Annotated in this window: 22 protein-coding genes; 11 read left to right on the top strand and 11 right to left on the bottom strand. The window is 57.7% G+C overall.

Translation table 11 applies throughout. The features are described from left to right. Positions 1-36: 36 nt before the first annotated feature. From LKR43_RS11205 to LKR43_RS11160, 10 genes are all read left to right on the top strand, one after another. The gene (locus LKR43_RS11205) at positions 37-1,284 is read left to right on the top strand and encodes an MFS transporter (RefSeq protein WP_227684151.1); all 1,248 of its coding nucleotides are present in this window, start codon (positions 37-39) and stop codon (positions 1,282-1,284) included. A 251-nt stretch (positions 1,285-1,535) separates the two neighbouring features. Then, positions 1,536-2,099 carry an alkyl hydroperoxide reductase subunit C gene (gene ahpC / locus LKR43_RS11200; RefSeq protein WP_227684150.1) on the top strand — a complete coding sequence of 188 codons (564 nt, stop codon included), beginning with the start codon at positions 1,536-1,538 and terminating at the stop codon, positions 2,097-2,099. A gap of 110 nt (positions 2,100-2,209) precedes the next feature. Next, complete coding sequence (ahpF, locus tag LKR43_RS11195) at positions 2,210-3,802, top strand: alkyl hydroperoxide reductase subunit F (RefSeq protein WP_227684149.1); 1,593 nt, start codon at positions 2,210-2,212, stop codon at positions 3,800-3,802. Between the two features lie 119 nt (positions 3,803-3,921). Further along, positions 3,922-4,905, top strand: a complete 984-nt coding sequence (locus LKR43_RS11190) for a diaminopimelate dehydrogenase (protein WP_227684148.1) — start codon at positions 3,922-3,924, stop codon at positions 4,903-4,905. 141 nt (positions 4,906-5,046) lie between these two features. Then, the gene (locus LKR43_RS11185) at positions 5,047-7,125 is read left to right on the top strand and encodes an AsmA family protein (protein ID WP_227684147.1); all 2,079 of its coding nucleotides are present in this window, start codon (positions 5,047-5,049) and stop codon (positions 7,123-7,125) included. Positions 7,126-7,176: 51 nt separating this feature from the next. After that, entirely contained in the window at positions 7,177-7,368 is a 192-nt protein-coding gene (locus LKR43_RS11180) for a YqaE/Pmp3 family membrane protein (RefSeq protein WP_227684146.1), read from the top strand. 134 nt (positions 7,369-7,502) lie between these two features. Continuing rightward, positions 7,503-9,035, top strand: a complete 1,533-nt coding sequence (locus LKR43_RS11175) for an ABC transporter ATP-binding protein (RefSeq protein ID WP_227684145.1) — start codon at positions 7,503-7,505, stop codon at positions 9,033-9,035. Continuing rightward, on the top strand, positions 9,028-10,089 hold the full coding sequence (locus LKR43_RS11170) for an ABC transporter permease (RefSeq protein ID WP_227684144.1): 1,062 nt from the start codon (positions 9,028-9,030) through the stop codon (positions 10,087-10,089). The genes LKR43_RS11175 and LKR43_RS11170 overlap by 8 nt, the downstream gene beginning before the upstream one ends. Further along, positions 10,089-11,006 (top strand): ABC transporter permease, encoded by a 918-nt coding sequence (locus LKR43_RS11165; protein WP_227684143.1) that lies wholly within the window; start codon positions 10,089-10,091, stop codon positions 11,004-11,006. Before LKR43_RS11170 ends, LKR43_RS11165 begins: the two co-directional genes overlap by 1 nt. 8 nt (positions 11,007-11,014) lie before the next feature. Further along, positions 11,015-12,106: a BMP family ABC transporter substrate-binding protein gene (locus LKR43_RS11160; RefSeq protein WP_227684142.1), complete on the top strand. Its 1,092-nt coding sequence runs from the start codon at positions 11,015-11,017 to the stop codon at positions 12,104-12,106. A gap of 117 nt (positions 12,107-12,223) precedes the next feature. Here the strand turns inward: LKR43_RS11160 and LKR43_RS11155 are convergent, their stop codons facing one another. Then, positions 12,224-13,219, bottom strand: a complete 996-nt coding sequence (locus tag LKR43_RS11155) for an aldo/keto reductase (RefSeq protein ID WP_227684141.1) — start codon at positions 13,217-13,219, stop codon at positions 12,224-12,226. 82 nt (positions 13,220-13,301) lie between these two features. Further along, entirely contained in the window at positions 13,302-13,730 is a 429-nt protein-coding gene (locus LKR43_RS11150) for a PaaI family thioesterase (RefSeq protein WP_227684140.1), read from the bottom strand. Positions 13,731-13,868: 138 nt separating this feature from the next. Here LKR43_RS11150 and LKR43_RS11145 point away from each other — a divergent pair, with 138 nt between their 5' ends. Beyond that, on the top strand, positions 13,869-14,384 hold the full coding sequence (locus LKR43_RS11145; RefSeq protein WP_227684139.1) for a copper chaperone PCu(A)C: 516 nt from the start codon (positions 13,869-13,871) through the stop codon (positions 14,382-14,384). Positions 14,385-14,452: 68 nt separating this feature from the next. Here the strand turns inward: LKR43_RS11145 and LKR43_RS11140 are convergent, their stop codons facing one another. The 9 genes from LKR43_RS11140 to LKR43_RS11100 all read right to left on the bottom strand — a co-directional run bounded on the left by LKR43_RS11140 (position 14,453) and on the right by LKR43_RS11100 (position 22,667). Beyond that, positions 14,453-15,256 (bottom strand): alpha/beta fold hydrolase, encoded by an 804-nt coding sequence (locus LKR43_RS11140; RefSeq protein WP_227684138.1) that lies wholly within the window; start codon positions 15,254-15,256, stop codon positions 14,453-14,455. A gap of 5 nt (positions 15,257-15,261) precedes the next feature. Continuing rightward, entirely contained in the window at positions 15,262-15,948 is a 687-nt protein-coding gene (ybgF, locus tag LKR43_RS11135) for a tol-pal system protein YbgF (RefSeq protein WP_227684137.1), read from the bottom strand. A 72-nt stretch (positions 15,949-16,020) separates the two neighbouring features. After that, positions 16,021-16,521 (bottom strand): peptidoglycan-associated lipoprotein Pal, encoded by a 501-nt coding sequence (gene pal / locus LKR43_RS11130; RefSeq protein WP_227684136.1) that lies wholly within the window; start codon positions 16,519-16,521, stop codon positions 16,021-16,023. A gap of 32 nt (positions 16,522-16,553) precedes the next feature. Next, a complete protein-coding gene (tolB, locus tag LKR43_RS11125) occupies positions 16,554-17,858 on the bottom strand; it encodes a Tol-Pal system beta propeller repeat protein TolB (protein ID WP_227684135.1) in 1,305 nt (434 codons plus the stop codon). 12 nt (positions 17,859-17,870) lie between these two features. Continuing rightward, positions 17,871-19,244, bottom strand: a complete 1,374-nt coding sequence (gene tolA, locus LKR43_RS11120; RefSeq protein ID WP_227684134.1) for a cell envelope integrity protein TolA — start codon at positions 19,242-19,244, stop codon at positions 17,871-17,873. Positions 19,245-19,292: 48 nt separating this feature from the next. Then, the gene (gene tolR, locus LKR43_RS11115) at positions 19,293-19,739 is read right to left on the bottom strand and encodes a protein TolR (RefSeq protein ID WP_227684133.1); all 447 of its coding nucleotides are present in this window, start codon (positions 19,737-19,739) and stop codon (positions 19,293-19,295) included. Continuing rightward, positions 19,739-20,413: a protein TolQ gene (tolQ, locus tag LKR43_RS11110; RefSeq protein ID WP_227684132.1), complete on the bottom strand. Its 675-nt coding sequence runs from the start codon at positions 20,411-20,413 to the stop codon at positions 19,739-19,741. Before tolQ ends, tolR begins: the two co-directional genes overlap by 1 nt. A 2-nt stretch (positions 20,414-20,415) precedes the next feature. Continuing rightward, positions 20,416-20,841, bottom strand: a complete 426-nt coding sequence (gene ybgC / locus LKR43_RS11105) for a tol-pal system-associated acyl-CoA thioesterase (RefSeq protein ID WP_227684131.1) — start codon at positions 20,839-20,841, stop codon at positions 20,416-20,418. Positions 20,842-20,933: 92 nt separating this feature from the next. Then, entirely contained in the window at positions 20,934-22,667 is a 1,734-nt protein-coding gene (locus LKR43_RS11100) for a proline--tRNA ligase (RefSeq protein ID WP_227684130.1), read from the bottom strand. Positions 22,668-22,728 lie beyond the last annotated feature (61 nt).

Here is a 22,728-nt window from a genome sequence, read left to right as displayed (position 1 = left end):
TGGGGCACCAGACCCCGGCAAGCCTATAGCCGTACTATGACTTCAGAATCGAACCCTCGGGGACTTCCCGCTACAGCGTCATCCCGGAGCCGGTTTGCGACGATCTTGCTGGGCCTGAGCCTGATGCTCATTGCCTTGAATCTGCGCCCCTTGTTTGCCAGTCTCTCGGTGCTGCTGCCCGATCTGTTGCAGCAAACCAGTCTGTCGTCGGCGCAGGCCGGTTACCTGACTACATTGCCGGTGCTGTGTCTGGGCCTGTTTGCAACGCTTGCCCCGGGAATTTCGCAAAAAATTGGGCCGGAGCGCACGCTATTGTGCGTTTTGCTGGTAATCATGGTGGGTACTGCATTGCGTGGCACGGGCAGCCTGACAACCCTGTTTATCGGGTCGGCCCTGGCCGGTGCCGGAATTGCGATAGGCAATGTGCTTTTGCCCAGTGTGGTCAAGCGTGATTTTGCCGGCCATGCTGCCCTGATGACAGGGCTGTACACCATGGCCCTGTGCGGAGGCGCGGCCGCGGCGGCGGCGATTACCCTGCCTGTCGTGCATACGTTCGGAGGCTCCTGGAAGCTGGGCCTGGCATTCTGGGCGATTCCGGCCGCGCTTGTGGCATTGATCTGGGCGCCACAGGCACTGCGGGCCAGCGGGGCTGCCGGCCGTGCGCGACGCACAGTAACGGGCTTATGGCGTGATCCCCTGGCATGGCAGGTAACTTTCTTTATGGGGGTTCAGTCTGCGCTGGCCTATTCTGTGATGGGGTGGATGGCACCGATATTGCGCTGGCGTGGCCTGGATGGCATCGAGGCCGGGCTGGTTGCATCTGTGTCCATCATGGTGCAGGTGGTGACCTGTTTGCTGGTACCGACACTGGCCCTACGATTCAAGGATCAGAAATGGATCAACGCGGTTCTGGGGCTGGTCGCAGCCGCCGGACTGATAGGTGTGGTCCAGGCACCAGCGTCTACGATCTGGGCCTGGGCGATATTTCAAGGAATAGGCCAGGGCGGTTTGTTTGCCATGGCCATGACAGTCATCGTCCTGCGTTCACCCGATTCTCACGTGGCCGCGTATTTGTCCGGCATGGCTCAGGGCGTAGGGTATGTGCTCGCCACGCTCGGCCCATTGCTGGTGGGCGCGGTGTATAGCGCAACGGGAGGCTATGGCGCGACCGTATGGCTGTTCCTGATTTTCGGATTGGTGGTCGCCCTTAATGGCTGGGGTGCCGGTCGCCCGCTGCTGGTCAGGGCGCGTAGTGTTGCCGCGAGCGCGGGCGAGAAACATTGACCTGATTCGTGACATTGAATCAGGGTTAACCTTGCCCAAGCACGGGCGGCACTGTACACTAGTACCCGTCTGTTAGGCATTCGACCTATGCAAGTTCATCACGGAAACATTTCCGTGTTTTTTAATCGCCTTGTCATAGTTTAAGTCTATTGAATTAATAATATTAATCAATTTTACAAATCAATAGGGCTTGCCTATACTGATCGTGTACTCAGATTTTCTCAACCCTTTTCAACGATAAGGAAACGCAAATGTCCCTGATCAATACCAAAATCAAACCATTTAAAGCAACCGCATACCACAACGGCAAATTCATCGACGTCAGCGACGAGTCCGTAGCTGGCAAATGGTCGGTTTTCGTTTTCTATCCTGCTGACTTCACTTTTGTGTGCCCCACCGAACTGGAAGACCTGGCTGAGCAATATCCAGAGTTCCAGAAGCTGGGCGTTGAAATCTACAGTGTTTCGACAGATACCCATTTCTCGCACAAAGCATGGCACGACACTTCCGATGCAATCAGCAAAGTGAACTACCCCATGCTTGCTGACCCCACCCACGTGCTGGCCAAGAACTTCGAAGTTCTGATCGAAGAAGAAGGCATTGCGCTGCGCGGTACTTTCGTGGTTAACCCCGAAGGCGAAATCAAGGTTATGGAAGTGCACGACAACGGTATCGGCCGCGTTGCTTCCGAGCTGCTGCGCAAGGTCAAGGCTGCTCAGTACATCGCTGCGCACCCCGGTGAAGTTTGCCCGGCCAAATGGGAAGAAGGCGCTGCAACCCTGACTCCTTCGCTTGACCTGGTTGGCAAGATCTAAGCAAACGCTCGCTTGCGATAAGCAGGTTGACTATATCGTACGCCGCGCGCAGGCCATGAGCCTGTACGCGGCATTTCCTGAAATTCCTCTTATCAAGAAGGTGAATCGTTATGTTGGATGCAAATCTTAAAACCCAATTGAAATCCTATATGGAAATGGTCTCGCAACCCATCGAGATCGTGGCGTGCCTGGACGATGGCGCCAAGTCGCGGGAATTGCGCGAACTGCTCCAGGAAATCGAGGGAATGTCGGACAAGATTTCGCTGATCGAGCGTAACGATAGCGATGAGCGCAAGCCGTCATTCACCATCAACCGCAGCGGCACTGACATCAGCGTTCGCTTTGCGGGTATTCCCATGGGTCACGAATTTACGTCGCTGGTGCTGGCGCTGCTGCAGGTTGGCGGCCATACCATCAAGCTGGACGAGTCCGTGATCGAACAAATTCGCAATCTTGAAGGCGACTTCGAGTTTGAAACCTATTTTTCGCTGTCTTGCCAGAATTGCCCCGACGTCGTCCAGGCTTTGAACGTGATGTCCGTCATCAACCCGCGCATCAAGCACGTGGCCATTGATGGTGCCCTGTTCCAGGATGAGGTCGAAGCGCGCCAGATTATGTCTGTGCCCACCATGTTCCTGAACGGCGAAATCTTCGGACAAGGCCGCTCCAGCGTCGAAGAGATCCTGTCCAGGCTGGATACGGGCGCAGCCGCACGTCGTGCTGAAGAAATCAGCGCCAGGGAAGAATACGATGTGCTCATCGTCGGCGGTGGACCTGCCGGCGCTGCAGCAGCCGTTTATGCCGCACGCAAGGGCATACGTACTGGCGTTGTGTCTGAACGCTTTGGTGGCCAGGTGCTCGATACCAACAGCATAGAGAACTTCATTTCAGTTCCGGAAACCGACGGACCCAAGTTCGCCGCGGCCCTGGAGCAGCATGTAAAGGCCTACGACGTTGACATCATGAACCTGCAACGAGCCCAGGCATTGGTTCCCGGCAAGGGTTCGACCGAGGTGCGTCTGGCTGATGGCGGGGTGCTCAAAAGCAAGTCGATCATTCTTGCGACCGGCGCGCGCTGGCGCGAAATCAATGTGCCGGGCGAGAAAGAATACCGCAATAACGGTGTTGCCTATTGCCCGCACTGCGACGGCCCCTTGTTCAAGGGCAAGCGCGTTGCGGTCATCGGTGGCGGTAACTCCGGTGTCGAGGCAGCCATTGATCTGGCCGGCTTGGTGGCGCATGTAACGCTCATCGAATTCGGCGATGAATTGCGTGCTGACGCAGTATTGCAGCGCAAGTTGCGCAGCATGCCCAACGTAACCATCATCGTGTCGGCGCAAACCACCGAGATTCATGGCGATGGCAAGAAGGTCAATGGCCTGACATATAAAGATCGCACTAACGATCAGATGGTCAGGGTTGATCTGGAAGGCGTCTTCATACAGATAGGCCTGGTGCCTAATACCGAATGGCTGAAAGATACGCTGGCGCTGTCACGCCATGGTGAGATCGAGATCGACGCCAAGGGCCAGACATCGTTGCCCGGTGTTTTTGCCGCGGGTGACTGCACCACGGTGCCGTACAAGCAGATTGTCATTGCCGCCGGCGATGGCGCGAAGGCTGCACTTAGCGCGTTCGACCACCTGATTCGCAGTTCGGTGGCCGACGATGAAGTTGCAACCGCCGAGGCCGCAACCGCCTGATCGCCCCGGCTTAAGTTCGGATCCCCGCAAGGTGCAAGCCTTGCGGGGTTTTTTTTGGCTTCGGTACAATCAAACCCGTCATAATCTTGAATTAGTTGAACGCAAAGGATTTGCTGGTCATGGATAAAAAAATCAGAGTTGGTATCGTAGGTTACGGTAACCTCGGGCGTGGTGTGGAACAGGCGATCGCCCAGAATGCCGATATGACACTTGTAGCGGCATTCACGCGCCGCGACCCGGCCAGCGTCAAGACCTTGAAGGATCTGCCGGTTCATGCGCTGGCCGACATCGCAGGCTTTCAGAATGACATCGATGTTCTGGTGCTGTGCGGTGGTTCCAAAAATGACCTGCCCGAGCAAGGCCCGGCGCTCGCAGCCTTGTTCAATACGGTAGACAGCTACGACACCCATGCAAAGATTCCCGAGTATTTCGAAGCGGTGAACAAGGCGGCCGAATCTGGCGGCAACACCGCACTGATCTCGGTAGGCTGGGATCCGGGCCTGTTCTCGCTGAACCGTCTGTTTGGTGAGGCCGTGCTGCCCGAAGGGGCCACCTATACGTTCTGGGGCAAAGGACTCAGCCAGGGCCACTCCGACGCGGTGCGCCGCATAAAGGGCGTCAAGGGCGCAGTTCAATACACCATTCCGGTTGAGGCGGCTGTCGAGCAGGTGCGCAGTGGTTCCCTACCCAGTCTGACAACCCGCCAGAAGCACACGCGCGATTGTTATGTCGTGCTGGAAGAGGGCGCGGATGCCGCACAAGTCGAGCAGGCTATCGTGACCATGCCGGACTACTTTGCCGACTATGACACCACAGTCACTTTCATCAGCGAAGAAGCACTGAAGCGTGACCATGGCGCCATGCCGCACGGTGGTTTTGTCATCCGCAGCGGCAAAACAGGCCAGGATTCCACGCAGGTCATTGAGTATTCATTGAAGCTGGACAGCAACCCTGAGTTCACTTCCAGTGTGCTGGTGGCGTATGCACGTGCCGTTTTCCGCATGAGCCAGCAAGGTCAGTCGGGTGCCAAAACGGTGTTCGATGTTGCTCCGGGGCTGTTATCCCCCAAAGCGCCGGCACAATTGCGCAAAGAACTGCTGTAAAACCTTACGCAGGGCGACTGCCCTGCGGCTGGTTGCAATTGGTATTTTCAAGTTGCATTGCCAGCGTGCCGGCACGCCTACAATGAATGAAACCCGGCCCGTCCTGTCGCGGGCCAGGTGACAGACAATGGGGTGATGACGATGCCGCGCTACATCAAAATCATATTGGGGCTGTGCCTGGGGCTGATTCTCCCGCTGGTTTTGCTTGTGGCATTGCTGGCGTTTGCCGACTGGAACCACGCGCGACCCTGGATTAACCGCCAGGCCAGCGAACTGGCCAACCGCCCGGTTGCCATACAGGGTGATCTGGATGTCCAATGGATCAGGCCCGAAAATGAGCCGGGCTGGCGCGGCTGGCTGCCCTGGCCGCAAATCTCGGCCAACGATATCGTCGTCGAAAATCCCGCATGGCTTGCCGAACAGCAAACCATGGCCAGTATTTCGCACCTGAGCCTGCTGCTCAATCCTCTTCCCTTGCTTGACCACACTATCGAGATAGCCAGCCTGCATATAGGCCAGGCCGAGTTGTTGCTGCAACGCCAGGCCGATGGGAAGGCCAACTGGAATCTGTCCCAGGATGCGAAAACGGAGCCATCCGCGTGGAAAGTCGATTTGCAGACTTTGTCGCTTGACGAGGTGCGGGCGCAGGTAACGGATGCGGTCACCGAGCTTGATATGAAAGCAGACCTGGACACTTTGCCAGAGCAAGGTGCCGACGGCTACGGCATAGGGTGGAAGGCCGAGGGCTCGTACCGCGACGGCAAGGTCGCCGGAGACGGCAAGATGGGCGGGCTGCTGTCGCTGCGCAATGGCAGCGAGCCATTCCCCCTGCAGGGCAAGATGCGCATGGGTACGACCACCATAGAGCTCGAGGGCTCGGTGCTCAGGCCGCAGAATATTGCGAAGCTGGATGTGAACCTCACGCTGGCCGGCGACACCATGGCCGACCTCTATCCCTTGCTGGGCGTGGCCTTGCCGAACACGCCGCCATACCGGACCAAAGGGCATCTTGTGGGTGAGCTTGAGGGCGATGATACCTGGCGCTATGAGTCATTTACGGGCACGGTCGGCAAGAGCGACCTGCAGGGTACGCTGGTATACCAGGTGCGCGAGCCCAGGGCTTTGCTGACCGGTTCACTTGAGTCGAAGCTCTTGCGGCTGAAGGACCTGGGGCCGCTGATTGGTGCTGACACCAGCGATGTCAAATCGAAAGGGAATTCGGCCGAGTCACCTGCGCAGCCGGCCGACAAGGCTTTGCCCGTAGCTGAGTTCAACACCGAGAGCTGGGGCGTCATGGACGCCGACGTCAGGTTCAAGGGCGAGCGCATCCTGCGGGACAAGGACTTGCCTCTGGATAACATCGAGGCCCATGTCCAGCTGGACAACAAGGTGCTCTCGTTCACACCGCTTAATTTCGGCATGGCGGGTGGCACCCTGAGCAATACGCTCAAACTGAACGGGCAAGGGCCCAGCATCAGGGCTGATCTAAAAACCTCCGCCCGCCACATGAAGCTCAAGCAGCTGTTTCCAGGCGCCGAAAGCATGGATGCGAGTTTTGGTGAGGTGCACGGTGACGCCAACCTCACTGCGCAAGGGCGATCGGTGGCTGAGTTGCTGGCGCACTCGAACGGTGACATCAATGCGGCGGTCAGTCGCGGCACCATCAGCAGTTTCCTGCTTGAGGCCGCCGGCCTGAACGTGGCCAATATGGTGATACTGAAGCTCTTTGGTGATGAGCAGATCGTGCTGAACTGCCTGGTCAGCGACTTTGGCGTGAAGCACGGCGTCATGACAGCCAGAACCTTTCGGCTGGAGACTGACGATACCATCGTCGATGTCAGCGGCACCGTTAATCTGGCCAAGGAAGAAATTGATCTGGATATTCAGCCCGCCAACAAAACCGTACGCATCTTTACGCTGCGCTCGCCTTTGTATGCACGAGGGACTTTCAAGAATCCGGATGTCGGCGTTGAAACAGGGCCTTTGCTGGCCAGGGCCGGGACGGCCGTGGTGCTGGGTGTGGTGGCCACACCGTTTGCTGCGCTGTTGCCTTTGCTTAATGTAGGAACCGATGAAGCGACCGGTTGTACGTCATTGGGTGGAAAGACGGGTACCAAGGGCGGGAAACAGCCGGACAAGGCAAAATCGGGAAACCAACATGATAAGGCCGGCGATGACGTGAATCGCGAGAACTGGCCGTCCATGCAGTCTAATCCATAGGAAAGCTGTGGGTTAGAATAGCGGGCTTTACATCAATTTGGCGAAAAAATCATGCGCTTGATCATTGCCCTTATACTGCCTTGGCTGACGTTTTTCACCATCGGGCGTCCGATAGCGGGCATCATCTGCCTGGTGCTTCAAATTACGCTGATAGGCTGGATCCCCGCCACCATCTGGGCTGTCTACGCCTTAAGCCAATATAAAACCGACAAAAAGATAGAGAAGGCATTGGGCCAACGATAGCCGGATGGCGTGCCCGGGCAATGGTGCGTGGTTCATGCACTAGGGTTATCCCCTTGCGGAAAATGGCCGGTTTAACGGTAGAATTTTCGGTGCGGGTTCGCCTGTGCCATGTGTGGGCAGCATAAAGAGAATAAATGACTCCTCGACTTGCACTTAAAAATATCTCAAAGCGTTATCCGGCCGTGGTTGCCAACGATGGCGTCGATTTGACGGTGCAAGCAGGGCAAATCCATGCTGTTCTGGGCGAAAATGGCGCGGGCAAGTCCACGCTCATGAAGATTATCTACGGAGTCACTTCGCCCGACTCCGGACAAATGCTCTGGAACGGACAGGAAGTCAGCATAAGCAGTCCCGCTGCGGCACGCCAGCTTGGCATCGGCATGGTCTTCCAGCATTTTTCCCTGTTCGACACCCTCACGGTCACAGAAAACATTGCGCTGGGTCTGCCGGCCGACACACGGCTCAAAGAGCTTGAGCATCGTATTGCCCAAACCGCCAGTCAGTACGGACTTGATCTCGAGCCCTCGCGGCATGTGCATACCTTGTCCGTTGGTGAATGCCAGCGAGTGGAAATTGTCCGTGCCTTGCTGGGCAAGCCGCAGTTGCTCATTCTTGATGAGCCCACTTCAGTACTGACACCTCAGGCAGTGAACAAGCTGTTCGAGACGCTGCGTCAGCTGGCGTCCGAGGGGTGCAGCATTCTTTATATCAGCCATAAGCTCGACGAGATACGTGCGCTGTGCGACAGCTGCACCGTCATGCGTGGTGGCAAAGTTACGGGTGTTTGCGACCCGCGCGAGCAAACCGATGCAAGCCTGTCGCGCTTGATGATTGGTGCAGAGCCGCCGGCCGTCACCCACAGGCAGACGCCGCCCGGCAAGGCAGTGCTGTCCGTGCGTTCGCTGTCTCTGCCCAAGGCTCATCCTTTTGCCACAGAGCTTTCGAATATAGATTTCGATGTCCATGCCGGTGAAATCCTTGGTGTGGCCGGGATTTCGGGCAACGGGCAGCAAGAGCTGCTGGCGGTGCTCTCGGGCGAAGATACCCGGGTTGAGGCTGAAACCGTCCTGCTCGACGACGTGTCTGTAGGCCGACGCTCAACAGCCTGGCGTCGTGCGCGCGGGCTGGCGTTTGTGCCCGAAGAGCGCCTGGGGCGCGGTGCGGTTCCTGAACTTTCACTGGCCCATAACATTCTGCTGTCCCACCAGGGCGATGCCACCGTCAGGCAAGGCTTTATACGCATGGGTGCCATAAAACGACTGGCTGCCGAAATTATTGAACGTTTCCGGGTCAAGGCCCATGGTGACCAGGCACGGGCGGACAGCCTGTCGGGCGGCAATCTGCAAAAATATATTATCGGCCGCGAGGTCTTGCGCAAGCCCAGGGTGTTATTGGTGGCGCAACCAACCTGGGGTGTCGATGTCGGTGCGGCTGCCCAGATTCGATCCGAGCTGTTGGCCTTGCGTGATGAGGGCTGTGCGGTTCTGGTCATCTCCGAAGAGCTCGACGAGCTGTTTCAGATATCCGACCGGCTGGTCGTCATCGCCAAGGGCAGGGTTTCACCGTCCATCAAGACCACGGAGGCTGACCTCGACCTGATCGGACAATGGATGAGCGGCCTGTGGGCCGGCAACGAGCCGTTGGCTGCGGAGTCTGCACATGCTTAAGCTGGAACCGCGCGCGCAGCCTTCGGTATGGATGTCATGGCTATCGCCTGTCCTGGCGGTGTTGCTGACCATGGCATGCGGCTTTGTTTTGTTTCTTGCTGTGGGCAAGGACCCTTTCGCCAGTCTGGCCGTTTTCTTTCTTGAACCGCTCAAGGATTTGCGCGGCTGGTCTGAAGTAGGTGTCAAGGTCGCACCATTGCTGCTGATTTCCGTGGGCCTGGCCATGTGTTTCCGTGCCAGCGTCTTCAATATCGGTGCAGAAGGGCAACTGGTGGTGGGTGCCATTTCGGCTGGCGCCGTGATCCTGTACTTTGACAATGAAACCAATGGTGGTTTCTGGTTGATCTCACTGGCGCTGCTGGCTGGTGCCGCCGGAGGTATGCTGTGGGCAGCAATCACTGCCTGGTTGCGTGACCGCTACAACGCCAACGAAATTCTGGTTTCGCTGATGCTGGTGTATGTGGCCGAGCTTCTGCTCAGCTATCTGGTGCACGGTGTCATGATGGATCCCGATGGCTTTGGTTTTCCCCAGTCACGGCTGTTTTCCGATGGCTTTTTGTTGCCCATAGTCTTGCCGGGCACAAGGTTGCACCTGGGTATTGTGCTGGCCTTGGTTGCGGCAGTCATAGGCTGGCTTTATCTGTCGCGCAGCTTCTCCGGTTTCAAGCTGCAGGTCGGCGGCATGGCGCCCCGGGCAGCCCGATACGCCGGTTTCTCTTCGCGTCGCAGCCTCTGGACGGTTCTGTGCATATCGGGTGCCCTGGCGGGCCTGGCCGGTGCCAGTGAAATCATGGGGCCCATAGGGCAGCTGACGCCATCGGTCTCACCAGGCTACGGATTTGCCGCCATCATTGTCGCCTTCGTGGGGCGCCTTCATCCCATAGGCGTGATTTTTTCCAGCTTCATCATGGCCTTGCTGTACATCGGTGGCGAACTGTCGCAAAGCCGCCTGGCCATGCCCAGCGCCATTACCGGCATCTTTCAGGGCATTTTGCTGTTCTCGCTGCTGGCCTGCGATGTACTGATCCATAACCGACTGCGCTGGAGAAAATAATGGATGCACTGGCGCCGCTTATCGCTTCTGCCATCAATGCCGGCACGCCCCTGATGCTGGCGGCACTGGGCTTGCTGATCAACGAGAAATCAGGTGTTATCAATCTGGGGGCCGAAGGCATGATGCTGGTTGCCGCTGTGGTCGGCTTTGCCATCACGGTGCACACCGACAGCATCACCCTGGGCTTTGCAGCAGGCGCGCTGGCGGGCATGTTCATGGCCGGGTTCTTCGCCTGGCTGACCGTGTGGCTGGGGGCCAACCAGATTGCGACCGGACTGGCATTGTCCCTGTTCGGATCAGGCGCCTCGGCCTACATCGGCATTTCCTATGTGGGTGACACCCTGAAATCGGGTGGCTACGGAATTCCCCTGCTCAAGGACATCCCGTTTGTCGGCGAGGCCTTGTTCAGCCAGCATCCCATGGTGTATTTGTCGCTGCTGCTGTGCTTGGGCATCTTCTGGTTCCTGCACCGCTCACGGGCGGGCCTGGTTTTGCGTGCCGTCGGCGAGTCTCCGTCATCGGCGCATTCGCTGGGCTACGACGTAAGGCGTATCCGCCTGGCGGCGCTGCTGTTTGGCGGCGCTTGTTGCGGCATGGCCGGCGCGTTCATGTCGCTGGTGTATACGCCCATGTGGGTCGAGGACATGGTGGCCGGACGCGGTTGGATCGCGCTGGCACTGACCACTTTTGCGACCTGGCGTCCCGGACGTGTGCTGATTGGCGCATATTTGTTTGGCGGAATCACCATTCTTACCTATCATATGCAGGCGTTGGGCGTGCCCATCGCATCGCAACTGCTTTCCATGCTGCCGTATCTTGCAACGATTCTGGTGCTGGTCCTGATTTCACGCAACGCAAACTGGATCAGGCTGAACATGCCTGCTTCGCTTGGTAAAAACTTTAACCCGAATACGTAAGGATAATCATGCCTGCAAAAATACTATCGAAAGCGCTTTGTGCGGCGGCCCTGATTCCCGCACTGGCTTTTACAGGCACCGTTGGTGCTGCCGAAAAAGAACCCCTGAAAATCGGCTTTGTCTATGTCAGCCCCATTGGTGAAGCGGGCTGGACCTGGCAGCAGGATATCGGCCGCAAAGAGATGGAAAAAGCCCTGGGCGACAAGATCAAAACCACATACGTCGAAGACGTCCCTGAAGGCGCTGATGCCGAGCGCGTCATTCGCGATCTTGCACAGCAAGGCAACAAGCTTATTTTCACGACGTCTTTCGGCTATATGAACCCCACGCTGAAAGTGGCCAAGCAGTTTCCCGACGTGAAGTTCGTACACTCTACAGGCTACAAGACAGCACCCAATGTGGCTACGACCAATTCGCGTTTCTACGAGGCACGCTATCTTGCGGGTATCATCGCCGGCAAGATGACCAAGTCGAACGTGGCTGGCTACGTGGGCGCTTTCCCCATTCCCGAAGTGCTGCAGGGTATCAATGCCTTTACCCGGGGCATGCGCAGTGTGAACCCGCAGGCCGAGGTGCGCGTCATCTGGGTAAACAGCTGGTTTGATCCGGGCAAAGAGCGAGACGCAGCGCTGGCCCTGATGGGGCAGGGTGCCGACATCGTTACGCATCACACCGACTCGACCGCTACCGTCCAGGCAGCTGAAGAGCAAGGTAAATACGCCATTGCCTACCATTCCGACATGAGCAAGTTCGGGCCCAATGCGCAATTGGCAGCGGTTACCCATCACTGGGGCAAATACTTCACGAAGGCCGCACAGCAGGTGCTCGACGGCACCTGGAAGTCGGACAGCACCTGGGGCGGAATCAAGGCAGGCATGGCTGCAATTGAAGGTTTCGGTCCGGCCTTGCCTGATGACGTCAAGAAGCTGGTGGAAGAAAAACAGGCCGAGATTGTTGCCGGCACGCTTGCACCGTTTGCAGCGCCCATTACCGACAATCAAGGCAAGGTTCAGCTTGAATCAGGCGTGCTCGACGACGCCGGCTTGAACAAGATGAACTACTACGTGCAGGGTGTGGCAGGGCAGCTGCCTGGCAAGTAAGCAGGCGTTTGCTTGCCACGGTCGGCGCTGGGCGCCATGGCTGAATCCTCCAGCCATGGCGCCCTGTGAAGTATATGGCTGGCACAGAAGCTTGCCAGGTTATCAATAGCCTGAGAATCAGCGCCCGAAAAACGGATACTGGGGATCGTTGTAGCCGGGTGTTGATGCGTGCCCAGGGGTGACCAGGCTATCGACCAGAGCCTCTTCTTCGGGGCTTATTTCCAGATCTACAGCCGGATAGTAGTCTTCCAGCTGTGCCAGGGTGCGTGGCCCGGCAATGACCGCGCTGACGTGTTTGTTGGCAAGCACCCAGGCCGTTGCGAAATGGGCCGGTTTTACACCGCGTGCCTGGCAATGTGCGTTTAGTTGCTGCGCAATCAGCAGCGATTCTTCACGAAATTCGGTTTCCAGAATGCGCTTGTCGTTTCGGCCGGCGCGGCTGCCTTCCTGGGGCGCCTGGCCGGGTTGATACTTGCCGGTAAGCACTCCGCGAGCGATGGGGCTGTAAGGCACCACCCCCAGGCCGTAGTGACTGCAGGCCGGCAGGATTTCCACCTCGGGATTCCGGTTAAGCAGGTTGTAGTACGGCTGGCAGGCCACAGGCGCCGGTACGTTAAGTTGCCGGCACAGGTGCACGACTTCGGCGATACGCCAACCGCGGAAATTCGATAGCCCGAAGGCGCGAATTTTTCCGGCTCGTATCATGTCGCCCAGGGTATGAATGGCTTCCTCAAGGTTTTCCTCATGGAAGTCGCGATGCAGGTACAGGATGTCTATATGATCTGTACCCAGCCGGCGCAGGCTGTTGTCGATTTCCTTGATTATCCAGTTGCGTGAATAATGCGACTGATTGGGTTGCTGGCTCATGGCATTGCCCAGCTTGGTGGCCAGCACCCAGTCATGACGGTTCGACGCCAATACCTGGCCCAGCATCTCTTCCGAGCCGCCTTTGCTGTAGATATCGGCGGTGTCGACAAAGTTGATGCCATGCTCGTGAGCCGAAGCGATCATGTTCCTGGCTTCTGCCAGGTCGGTCTGGTCGGCAAACATCATGGTGCCCAGACAAAGAGAGGATACTTTCAGGTTGCTGCGGCCTAGTCGTCGGTAGTGCATAAGCTCGTTCCTTGGTCGTGTTGGAAAGAAAACCTGGCATGGCAAGCGTTGCCTGGCGATATCATTGTGCTGGTTGGTCGCTTCAGGCGCTGCGAGGCAGGGCCCATGTACTGATGGCCTGGGCGACCGGGCTACCGCCTGCCGCTGGCTCAAGCAGAACTTCTCCGGCGGTCAGCCTGCCTGTCTTTAGTATATTTGCACGTGCCACGACACCGCCAGGCGGGGTTTTGCGCAAAAAATTGATGCTCAGGCTGGATGTAACTGCCTCGGCATTGCCGGTTGCCCCCACGACGGCGGCGTACAAGGCCAGGTCGGCCAGGCCCATCAGCATGGGGCCGGCCACAATGCCGCCCAGGCGCTGATGCGAGCGGTTGTCGGCCAGCAGCAGTACGGAAGTGCCGTGGCCGATCTCCAGGATCTCGATACCCAATACCGCAGCAAATGGATGATGTGTTTCCAGCAATTGATTGAAGTCAGAAAGACTTATTTTTGCAGTTGTAGCGGGTGTCATGTCGGGCGCAGGCAGGGTGTTATAAGTTATGCTCCATGGTACACGTTAATGCAGGCACAGACCGATGCAAGCCCGGTGTTGTGCCGTGCCGCCAGGCAGGTTTGCCACAGTACAATTTAGTCAATCTAGGAGCCCTCCGTGAAAACATTCGTTCTGGCCAGTCTGGTCGCCTTCAGCAGTGTCGCCTTTGCCCACGCCGATCATGCCAAGCAACACGGCCATGCCCACGCTGCGGGCGGGCAAGACATGCAGGCGCGCGCTGATCAGGCCAGGCTGTCCGACTCCATACAGGTGTCGGCCTGCTGGATCCGCTCGTTGCCGGCGCCTGCTCCGTCTGCAGGATATTTCCTGGTTACCAACAACGGCAGCAAGGAAGTCAAGCTGCAGGCCGCGGTATCGCCTGTTTACGGCATGGTCATGCTGCACCAGACCACTAATCACGATGGCATGAGCAGAATGTCGGAAACTCACGACATTGCCATTCCTGCCGGTGGCGAACTCGAGTTCAAACCTGGCGGCTATCACGCTATGCTGGAGCAGGCAAAAACGGTGCCCGCCGTTGGCAGCCAGGTCGCCATGGATTTCCTGTTCGACACGGGCGAGAAAGCCAGTGCGCAATGCGAAGTGAAGCCTGCCAATACTCGCGCGCATTAACCCTCTTGTTGCGGTGCGCTGCCATGCTGAATGCAGCGCGCGCAACGGCGGGGCAACGTGTCGGGGCCTTAGTGCTCCACCTGGTTCAGAAAATCAAGCACCGCCTGATTGAAGGCTTTGGGGTTGCCCAGATTCATTCCATGTGAAGCCAATGGAATGGTTACCCGTTCAGCCTGTGTGATGGCTTGTTCCAGCCTGTCTATCCTGCTGCCATAGCGCGACGGACTATTGGCGCCGCCTATCAGCAATACCGGACACTGCAGGCTTGTGGCATCGTCCATTTTTACGGGCAGATTGATTTCATGCACCTGCGACAGCAGTGTGTAGGCGTTATCCTTGACCATGGTTTTGAACCAGCCCACCATATGCCGCCAGGTATTGGGCGCGTTGACGCTGTCTATGAAGTCTGCCAGTGCTTCCTCAACGTCGCCTTGCCGGAGCCGGTCTACCACCCTGGTGTGGAAGGCGGCTGCAGGCGGCTCGTTCTCGAAGCGAAAACCAGGGTCTGCCAGAATAAGGCTGCGTACCGCTTCCGGGGCGTTTGCTGCCAGCTGCAGGGCAACCTGTGCGCCGCGGGAATGCCCAAGCACGTGTACGGGCCGGGCGGGGCTGGTCTCTTGAATAAGGGCCTGCAGATCGCTGACGTGCCGGGCAATGCTGTAAGAATCGTCTTCCCGGGTAAGGGCCTCGGGCCAGCAGCCTCGCAAGCTGGGCGCGATAACGCGGTAATCCTGGCTCAGGGCGGGTAACTGCCAGCGCCAATATCGATAATCACATAGTGAACCATGTATCAGCAGCAGGGTTGCGCCATTTCCGGTCTGAACGTAGTGCAGGGGGTGGTTCTTGCCCCCCGCGTGAATTTCCTGATGCACTTTATTTATAGAAGCTGTAAACGGCTTTTTGCTGTCTCGGCAGCCGATGTGTTGGGGTAGTCTTTGACGATTTTCTGAAGACTGGACTTGGCGCCCGCCAGATTTCCAAGCTCGATCTGGCTGGCCGCTATGACCAGCAGCGCGTCGGGTGCGCGAGGATCTTGCGGCGTGGCCTGGACCATGGACTGCAGCCCCTGTATGGAGCCCTTGAAGTCTTTGCTGGCGTATCGGCTGCTGCCTTGATAGAAGCGTGCCTCGGGGGCCAGCTGGCTGTTGGGATAGGCCTGCAGGAAATCGTCAAAGCTGGCGGCTGCTTCTTTGTATTTGCCGCTACGGAACAGGCCCATGGGGCCTTCGTAAGCCGCCTGCTCCTGGGGATCGGCGACTTGTGTGGAATTGCCGCCTGTCTGATCCTGGCTGGCGCGTTGCTGCAGGTCAGCTTGCCAGTTCAGTTGCTCAAGTTGTCCACGTAGCCGTGCCATTTCGTGCTGCATGGCTTCCATTTGGTCGGCCAGTTGCAAACGTGCCTGCCGGTTCTGGGCCGCCTCGCGGTTAACCTGCTCGCGCAATTCGAGTATGGCACGACGCGCTTCATCGTCAGAAAATGCCTGCGCAGGTGCTGTAAAGGCGGCCGACAGGGCAAGGGTCGCGGTAAGCAGCGCAATGCGCAGTGGCTGGGTGGGTACGCTCATTTTTGTCTTCCGTTCAAATAAAAAACGCCGCGGCGTCAGCCGCCACGGCGTTAGTGTGACACGTGTTCAGAATTAACGCTGATACACGATATCGGCACGACGGTTTTCAGCATAGTCGGCTTCGGTGTTGCCCAGAGCCCTGGGTCGTTCCTTGCCGAAGCTGATAGCTTCGATTTGACTGCTGTTAACGCCAAGCAAGGTCATCATGCGGCTGACGGCTTCCGAGCGACGCTGGCCCAGGGCCAGGTTGTATTCGGAGCCGCCGCGCGCGTCAGCATTGCCTTCGATGAGGACTTTTTGCTGTGCGTGGCTGGCCAGGTATGACGCGTGCATTTCGACAAGACTGCGGTACTGGTCAGGTACGCTGTAGCTGTCAAAGTCGAAATAGACCGAACGCTGTTGTGCGAGCGGGCTTTGCGGGTTGAATGGGTCCATGACCTGCCCTGCGCTGGCCGAGTCGGAGCCGCCGGTCGAGCCTGAAGTGCCAGACTGATCGAGAGGTACCGAACTACATGCAGCCAAAGTAGCTGCAAATGCGGCGATGGTAAGGCTTTTTGCGATGCGCGAGCTCATTAAGATTCCTTTAAAGTAGAGTCACACTTAAGTTAATTGGTGAATGGTCCCCAGGTTGGTTCGCGTACCTTGCCGTTAAGCGCTGATAGTGTTTGGCGGACACGACCGTCGACAGAAGTAACGGCTAAAACACTGCGACCACCTTGTACAGAACTATAAAGGATTTGCATTCCGTTGGGTGCAAAACTTGGTGACTCATCATCGGGGCCGGCTGTTAGCAACTGTTCTGAACCGGTTCCCATGTTTTGTAATGCAATACGGAAAGCACCATTCCTTCTTGTAACGTACACCAGGCTGTTTCCATCTGGCGAGATGGCAGGTGAGATATTGTAACTGCCGTTGAAGGTAATACGCTGAGCGTCACCGCCGCCGACGGGGACCTTGTATATGTGAGGGCTGCCGCCGCGGTCGCTGGTGAAAACCAGTGATCCACCATCGGCTGTGTACTGAGGTTCGGTGTCGATAAGCGGCGAGCGCATTACGCGGCGCAGGCCGGAGCCATCGGCATTGATGGTGTAGATTTGGGAAATACCGTCGCGTGACAGTACGATAGCCAGGTTCTGGCCATCGGGCGACCACGCCGGGGCGCTGTTATTGCCCTTGAAATTGGCGAGCGGTACACGTTGTCCGGTGGCGAGCGTTTGTACATACACAACTGGCTTGCCGGTTTCGAAACTCACGTAGGCCAACCGCTTGCCGTCAGGCGACCAGGCTGGCGAGATGATCGACTCCTTGGAGCGCAGCATGACCTGTGGGTTCTGGCCGTCTGCGTCTGCAATTTGTAACTCATATGTGTTGCCTGTCTGCAACACATAGGCCAGGCGTGTAGAGAACACACCGCGCACGCCGGTGATCTTTTCGTAGATACGATCAGCAATCTGGTGCGATATGCGGCGCAGTTCTTTTTCGGTGCCGGAAAACGCCACACCGTCGAGCTGGGTCTTGCGCACAGTGTCTACAAGCCGGTAACTGACGTTGTACTGACCGCCGGATTGGCTGATGGAGCCATAAGCCAGGTAATCAGCACCACGGCCGCGCCATTCCTCGTGCGCAATGGAACTCTCGGCGTTCAGGTTGCTGCCTGTGGCGTTGATCAGGCGAAACTGGCCGGAACGGGTCAGGTCGGCCCTTATTACTTCGCCGATGGTCTGGCCACCGGCGTCACCCGAGAAATCAGCGATGGCAATGGGATACTGGGTTGCACCCACCCCCGATATATCGACCCGTAGCTGGGCCTGGGACGGGCGTGCTGCGACAAGACTGATTGTCAGCACAAGTAGTCCCAGTATCCAGGCGCGCCAATGTGCGGCGTTTTTTGCTGGAGTGACGGCTGTCATATCTGTGATCTCCTAATCGTACATTCGGTAGTCGCCTTCGATAGACGAGGGGTATTTGCCTGAAGATGGTTTCGGGAAGGGCGAGCAGGCCTGAATCCCCTTTTGGACCGCGCTATCAAAGCGCTGGTTCCCTGAGGAGTGGCGTATGCTTACATTTTCCACCGTGCCATCCGATTTCAGTTTTACCCGGTATTGTACTGTCGGGTTGGCTGAACCTTGGCGGGGTGGCACGTTATAAATTACACGCGGGCGTACGCAAGCACGGACTTTGGCAGCATAGCCTCCATCTCCGCCTCCGCCGCCGGTTTGGTTACGGTTGGCTGTACCGCCCGGAATGCCGGCGGCTCCCAGCGCATCGCCGTGCATGGCTTCGCGCAGAGCCTTGAGCTTGGCAGCCTTTTCTGCGGCGGCTTTCTTCTCGGCAGCGGCCTTCGCGGCGGCAGCTTTCTTTTCAGCCGCGGCTTTTTCAGCAGCAGCTTTCTTCTCTGCGGCTTTCTTCTCTGCTGCAGCTTTTTCGGCAGCCGCCTTCTCGGCAGCAGCTTTCTCGGCAGCAGCTTTCTCAGCAGCAGCTTTCTCGGCAGCGGCCTTCTCGGCAGCGGCTTTCTCAGCAGCAGCTTTCTCAGCAGCAGCTTTCTCAGCAGCAGCTTTCTCAGCAGCAGCTTTCTCAGCAGCAGCTTTCTCAGCAGCAGCTTTCTCGGCAGCGGCTTTCTCGGCAGCGGCCTTCTCGGCAGCGGCTTTCTCGGCAGCGGCTTTCTCAGCAGCGGCTTTCTCAGCAGCGGCTTTCTCGGCAGCAGCCTTCTCGGCAGCGGCCTTCTCAGCAGCAGCCTTCTCGGCAGCGGCCTTCTCAGCAGCGGCCTTCTCGGCAGCAGCCTTCTCGGCAGCAGCAGCAGCGGCTAGTCTGGCAGCCTCTTCTTCCTGTTCGCGTTTCTTGCGTGCTTCTTCCAGGGCGATGTCGGGATCGACCTCGGGCTCGGGCAATGGCTCGGCTTCGGGTGATGGCGTTTGCTCAGTCGCGGCCGGAGCAGGTTCTGGCTCAGGTTCCGGTTGGGGCTCGGGTTGTGGTGGTTCGGGCTGCGACTCGGGCTGAGGTTCAGGCTGAGGCTCCGGTTCCGGTTCCGGTTCTGACTCCGGCTCGCTAGGGGTGACATCGGGCTCGGTAACTTCCTCTCCTGTCACATCCGGCTCGGCAGCTGTGGGTGTGGTGCCGTCTGCCCACAGTTCGATCTGTACCGGATTTGGACTCTTGGGCGCGGCAATAAAGCTCAGCAGCATGAAAGCGAACAAGGCGGCATGTATTGCGCCGGCATACACCAACCCGCGGCGGTCATCACGCTGCTCGGGGGTTAGCTCTGACGTTCTGCCCATAAGATTCTTGATTCGCTTCATTCGATTGCATATCGGGCGGGCAGCCTGTGCCTGGCCCGCCAGTTTCACCTAGTTTGCTTGCGCCGGGGTATTGGGTTGCTGATCGACCAGCAGGCCCAGACGAGTGACGCCGCTGCTGCGCAGCTGATCCATGACTTTCATGACGGTCTCGTAGGGAACGCGTCCGTCGGCTGCTATGACCACCGGCGTGTCGGCGGTCATTCGGCTTTGGACTTCGTTGACCAGACTTTCACTATTGATTTCGACGAATTCTGCGCCGGCATCACGTACGCGCAGCGCAATTTTTCCGTCTTCACTGACCTGCACTTCGACAGGTTTGGCTTGAACCTCGGAGGCCTGGCCCACCGACGGCAGCTCGATGAGCCCCGGCGTAATCATGGGCGCGGTGACCATAAAGATGACCAGCAGCACCAGCATCACGTCGATGTATGGCACCACATTAATCTCATTTTTCAGACGACGATTGCGGCCAGTGCCGCCACGAACGGAAGGCATTAGCGCACCTGACGTTGCAAGATATTCAGGAATTCGTCGATGAAACTGTCGAAACGAATGGAGAGCCGGTCGATTTCGTTGGTGTAGCGGTTGTAGGCGATAACGGCCGGAATGGCTGCGAACAGGCCTATGGCTGTGGCAATCAGGGCTTCGGCAATGCCAGGAGCCACTGCGGACAATGTCGCCTGTTGCATGGAAGACAGGCCGATAAAGGCGTGCATGATGCCCCAGACAGTACCAAGCAGGCCGATGTACGGGCTGACCGAACCGGCTGACGCCAGGAAGTTCAGGTGCGACTCCAGGCTGTCCATTTCGCGCTGATAGGTAGCGCGCATGGCCCGGCGTGGCCCGTCAAGCACGGCGTCGCTACTGCTGCTGTTTCGGCGTGCCTTGATGAATTCAGTCATGCCCGCATCGAATATGCGGGCCAGGGCGCCGTGCTCGGCGCGGCGTGTGGCAATGGCTTGCTGCAACACTGACAGATCACCGCCAGCCCAGAAATCATCTTCAAATCGGCGGGTCTGTTCATTGGCGCGTTTCAGGGCAGCGCGTTTGCTGAAAATATATGCCCACGACAAAATCGAAATGCCCAGCAAGACGAGCATGACGAATTGCACGGGAATGCTGGCATCGAGCAGTAAGGTAATCAGCGACAGATCGCTAGAAGCTTGCATGGTTAGTTCTTGGCCTTTTTCAGTAGGTTGCTGAGTTCAGGGGTCATTGCAACAGGTTGCATGGTGTCAGCGTCGACGCAGCAGACTTGGATACTGCTTTCACATAACAGTTCCCCGTCGCGCAGGGCCGATTGCTGGAAACTGATGGAAGCAGGGCCAACCCGGGTGATTGTGCTGTGTATGACCAGTAAATCGTCGAGCCTGGCAGGTTTGCGGTATTGTATTTCAAGGTTTTTTACTACGAATAGTCGGCGCTTTTGCGTTGCGTAGGTTGACTGATCCACACCCAGGCGCCGCAGCCATTCTGTCCGGCCTCTTTCGAAAAACTTCAGATAGTTGGCGTAGTACATGACGCCGCCTGCGTCGGTGTCTTCGTAATATACGCGAATATCCAGCTGGAAAAACGGTTTGCTTGTGTCTGTAGGCATGTCTTTCGTTAAGTGGTGTGACATCGTCCGGTTGCTTCGTGCATTTACCCGCGCCGGTTCAGGTAGGCCGGCAGCGGGCGGATTTTTGCCTGCTAGAGGGCGCTCAGCTGCTCAAGTGCATAAACAGCAGCATCGGAAACGGCGATCTTGTCGGCGGTCTCCTGGCGGCGGGTCTGAATCTCGACAATACCGTCTTTCAGGCCACGATCCCCGACCGTGATGCGCAGGGGTACGCCAATCAGCTCCCAGTCGGCGAACATGATGCCGGGGCGTACGTCCCGGTCATCGAGCATGACTTCCACGCCTTGCGTCTGCAGGCTCTGGTACAACTGTTCCGCCGTGTTGCGAACTGTTTCACTTTTACTCCATCCCATGGGGCAGATCACAACCTGGAAGGGGGCGATGGATTTAGGCCAGATAATGCCTTTTTCATCGTGGCATTGTTCTATGGCGGCGGCAGCGATGCGGCTGATTCCTATGCCGTAGCAGCCCATTTGCAGCAAGGCGGGCTTGCCGTCGGTGCCCAAAAACGTTGCATTCAATGCTTTGGAGTATTTGTCGCCCAGGAAGAAAACATGGCCGACTTCGATCCCGCGCTGTATGGCCAGCTGGCCGCCTTGCGGGTCGGGGTCACCGGCTACGACATTGCGCAGGTCGGCTACCTTGGGTTCGGGCAGGTCGCGGCCCCAGTTGACCCCGGTGTAGTGAAAGTCTTCGGTATTGGCGCCACAAATGAAGTTGCTCATGTTGGCGACGGTGTGGTCGGCAATGACGGTAACGGGTTTGACGGTATTCACCGGTCCCAGGTAGCCCGGGATGCAGCCGAAGGTGTCCAGAATCTCGGCTTCGGTAGCAAAGCGATAACCGTTCTCGAAGCCTTCAAGTTTGCCCGTCTTGATTTCATTCAATTCGTGGTCGCCGCGCAGCAATAGCAGCCAGATGGTGACCTGTGAGGGTTCGTCGGGGTTCTCGGTGGCAAGAACGATGGACTTGACGGTGTCAGACAGCGGCTTGCCCAGTTGTTCGGCAACCAGCTCGCATTTGGGTGCGTTGGGCGTTGGGGTCTTGACCAGTTCTTCGGTTGCCGCGCCACGTTCTGGAATCAGGCAGGGCGCTTCAGCAAGCTCGATGTTGGCCGCGTACTGTGTGTCGGGGTTGTATACGATCAGGTCTTCACCGGTGTCGGCAATCACCTGGAATTCGTGGCTGCGAGACCCGCCTATCGACCCTGTGTCGGCCGCAACGGCGCGAAAGGTCAGGCCCAGGCGTTCAAAGATGCGCATGTAGGCGTTGAACATCGCATCGTAGCTGGCCTGCGCCGAGTCTTCGTCACGGTCAAAGGAATAGGCGTCCTTCATGGTGAATTCGCGCCCGCGCATCAGGCCGAAACGAGGACGACGTTCGTCACGGAACTTGGTTTGTATGTGATAGAAATTCAGTGGCAGCTGACGCCAGCTGTGGATCTCGTTGCGGGCAATGTCGGTGATGACTTCTTCAGACGTGGGTTGCAGCACGAAGTCGCGCTGATGGCGATCCTTGATGCGCAGCAATTCGGCACCATATTGTTCCCAGCGCCCGGATTCCATCCAGAGCTCGGCCGGCTGCACGACCGGCATGAGCAGCTCGATTGCGCCCGCGCGATCCATTTCTTCGCGGACGATGTTTTCTATCTTGCGCAACACCTTCAGGCCTAGCGGCATATAGGTGTATATGCCGCCGGCCGCCTTGCGGACCATGCCGGCGCGTGTCATGAGCTGATGGCTTGCTACTTCGGCTTCCGTGGGGGCTTCTTTGAGCGTATTAATGTGATACTTGCTTGCATGCATGGTGAGGATCTCGACAGATACGTATAATCAACGGTAATTGTATTGAATTCGCTTTGAGGTG

This window comes from Pusillimonas sp. MFBS29 (assembly GCF_020687695.1).
In the GTDB taxonomy this organism is placed as follows: domain Bacteria; phylum Pseudomonadota; class Gammaproteobacteria; order Burkholderiales; family Burkholderiaceae_B; genus Pusillimonas_C.
Note: the sequence above shows the minus strand (reverse complement) of the source record. Positions and strands in the feature narration are given on the sequence as shown.

What these genes read in the sequence shown, in the direction of transcription:
- tolQ (WP_227684132.1), bottom strand. Translation starts at nt 20,413, where the DNA reads ATGCAAGCTTCTAGCGATCTGTCGCTGATTACCTTACTGCTCGATGCC.
- LKR43_RS11170 (WP_227684144.1), top strand. Translation starts at nt 9,028, where the DNA reads ATGCTTAAGCTGGAACCGCGCGCGCAGCCTTCGGTATGGATGTCATGG.
- pal (WP_227684136.1), bottom strand. Translation starts at nt 16,521, where the DNA reads ATGAGCTCGCGCATCGCAAAAAGCCTTACCATCGCCGCATTTGCAGCT.
- LKR43_RS11180 (WP_227684146.1), top strand. Translation starts at nt 7,177, where the DNA reads ATGCGCTTGATCATTGCCCTTATACTGCCTTGGCTGACGTTTTTCACC.
- LKR43_RS11190 (WP_227684148.1), top strand. Translation starts at nt 3,922, where the DNA reads ATGGATAAAAAAATCAGAGTTGGTATCGTAGGTTACGGTAACCTCGGG.
- LKR43_RS11175 (WP_227684145.1), top strand. Translation starts at nt 7,503, where the DNA reads ATGACTCCTCGACTTGCACTTAAAAATATCTCAAAGCGTTATCCGGCC.
- tolA (WP_227684134.1), bottom strand. Translation starts at nt 19,244, where the DNA reads ATGAAGCGAATCAAGAATCTTATGGGCAGAACGTCAGAGCTAACCCCC.
- LKR43_RS11185 (WP_227684147.1), top strand. Translation starts at nt 5,047, where the DNA reads ATGCCGCGCTACATCAAAATCATATTGGGGCTGTGCCTGGGGCTGATT.
- LKR43_RS11160 (WP_227684142.1), top strand. Translation starts at nt 11,015, where the DNA reads ATGCCTGCAAAAATACTATCGAAAGCGCTTTGTGCGGCGGCCCTGATT.
- ahpC (WP_227684150.1), top strand. Translation starts at nt 1,536, where the DNA reads ATGTCCCTGATCAATACCAAAATCAAACCATTTAAAGCAACCGCATAC.
- ahpF (WP_227684149.1), top strand. Translation starts at nt 2,210, where the DNA reads ATGTTGGATGCAAATCTTAAAACCCAATTGAAATCCTATATGGAAATG.
- LKR43_RS11150 (WP_227684140.1), bottom strand. Translation starts at nt 13,730, where the DNA reads ATGACACCCGCTACAACTGCAAAAATAAGTCTTTCTGACTTCAATCAA.
- LKR43_RS11155 (WP_227684141.1), bottom strand. Translation starts at nt 13,219, where the DNA reads ATGCACTACCGACGACTAGGCCGCAGCAACCTGAAAGTATCCTCTCTT.
- tolR (WP_227684133.1), bottom strand. Translation starts at nt 19,739, where the DNA reads ATGCCTTCCGTTCGTGGCGGCACTGGCCGCAATCGTCGTCTGAAAAAT.
- ybgC (WP_227684131.1), bottom strand. Translation starts at nt 20,841, where the DNA reads ATGCCTACAGACACAAGCAAACCGTTTTTCCAGCTGGATATTCGCGTA.
- tolB (WP_227684135.1), bottom strand. Translation starts at nt 17,858, where the DNA reads ATGACAGCCGTCACTCCAGCAAAAAACGCCGCACATTGGCGCGCCTGG.
- LKR43_RS11100 (WP_227684130.1), bottom strand. Translation starts at nt 22,667, where the DNA reads ATGCATGCAAGCAAGTATCACATTAATACGCTCAAAGAAGCCCCCACG.
- ybgF (WP_227684137.1), bottom strand. Translation starts at nt 15,948, where the DNA reads ATGAGCGTACCCACCCAGCCACTGCGCATTGCGCTGCTTACCGCGACC.
- LKR43_RS11205 (WP_227684151.1), top strand. Translation starts at nt 37, where the DNA reads ATGACTTCAGAATCGAACCCTCGGGGACTTCCCGCTACAGCGTCATCC.
- LKR43_RS11165 (WP_227684143.1), top strand. Translation starts at nt 10,089, where the DNA reads ATGGATGCACTGGCGCCGCTTATCGCTTCTGCCATCAATGCCGGCACG.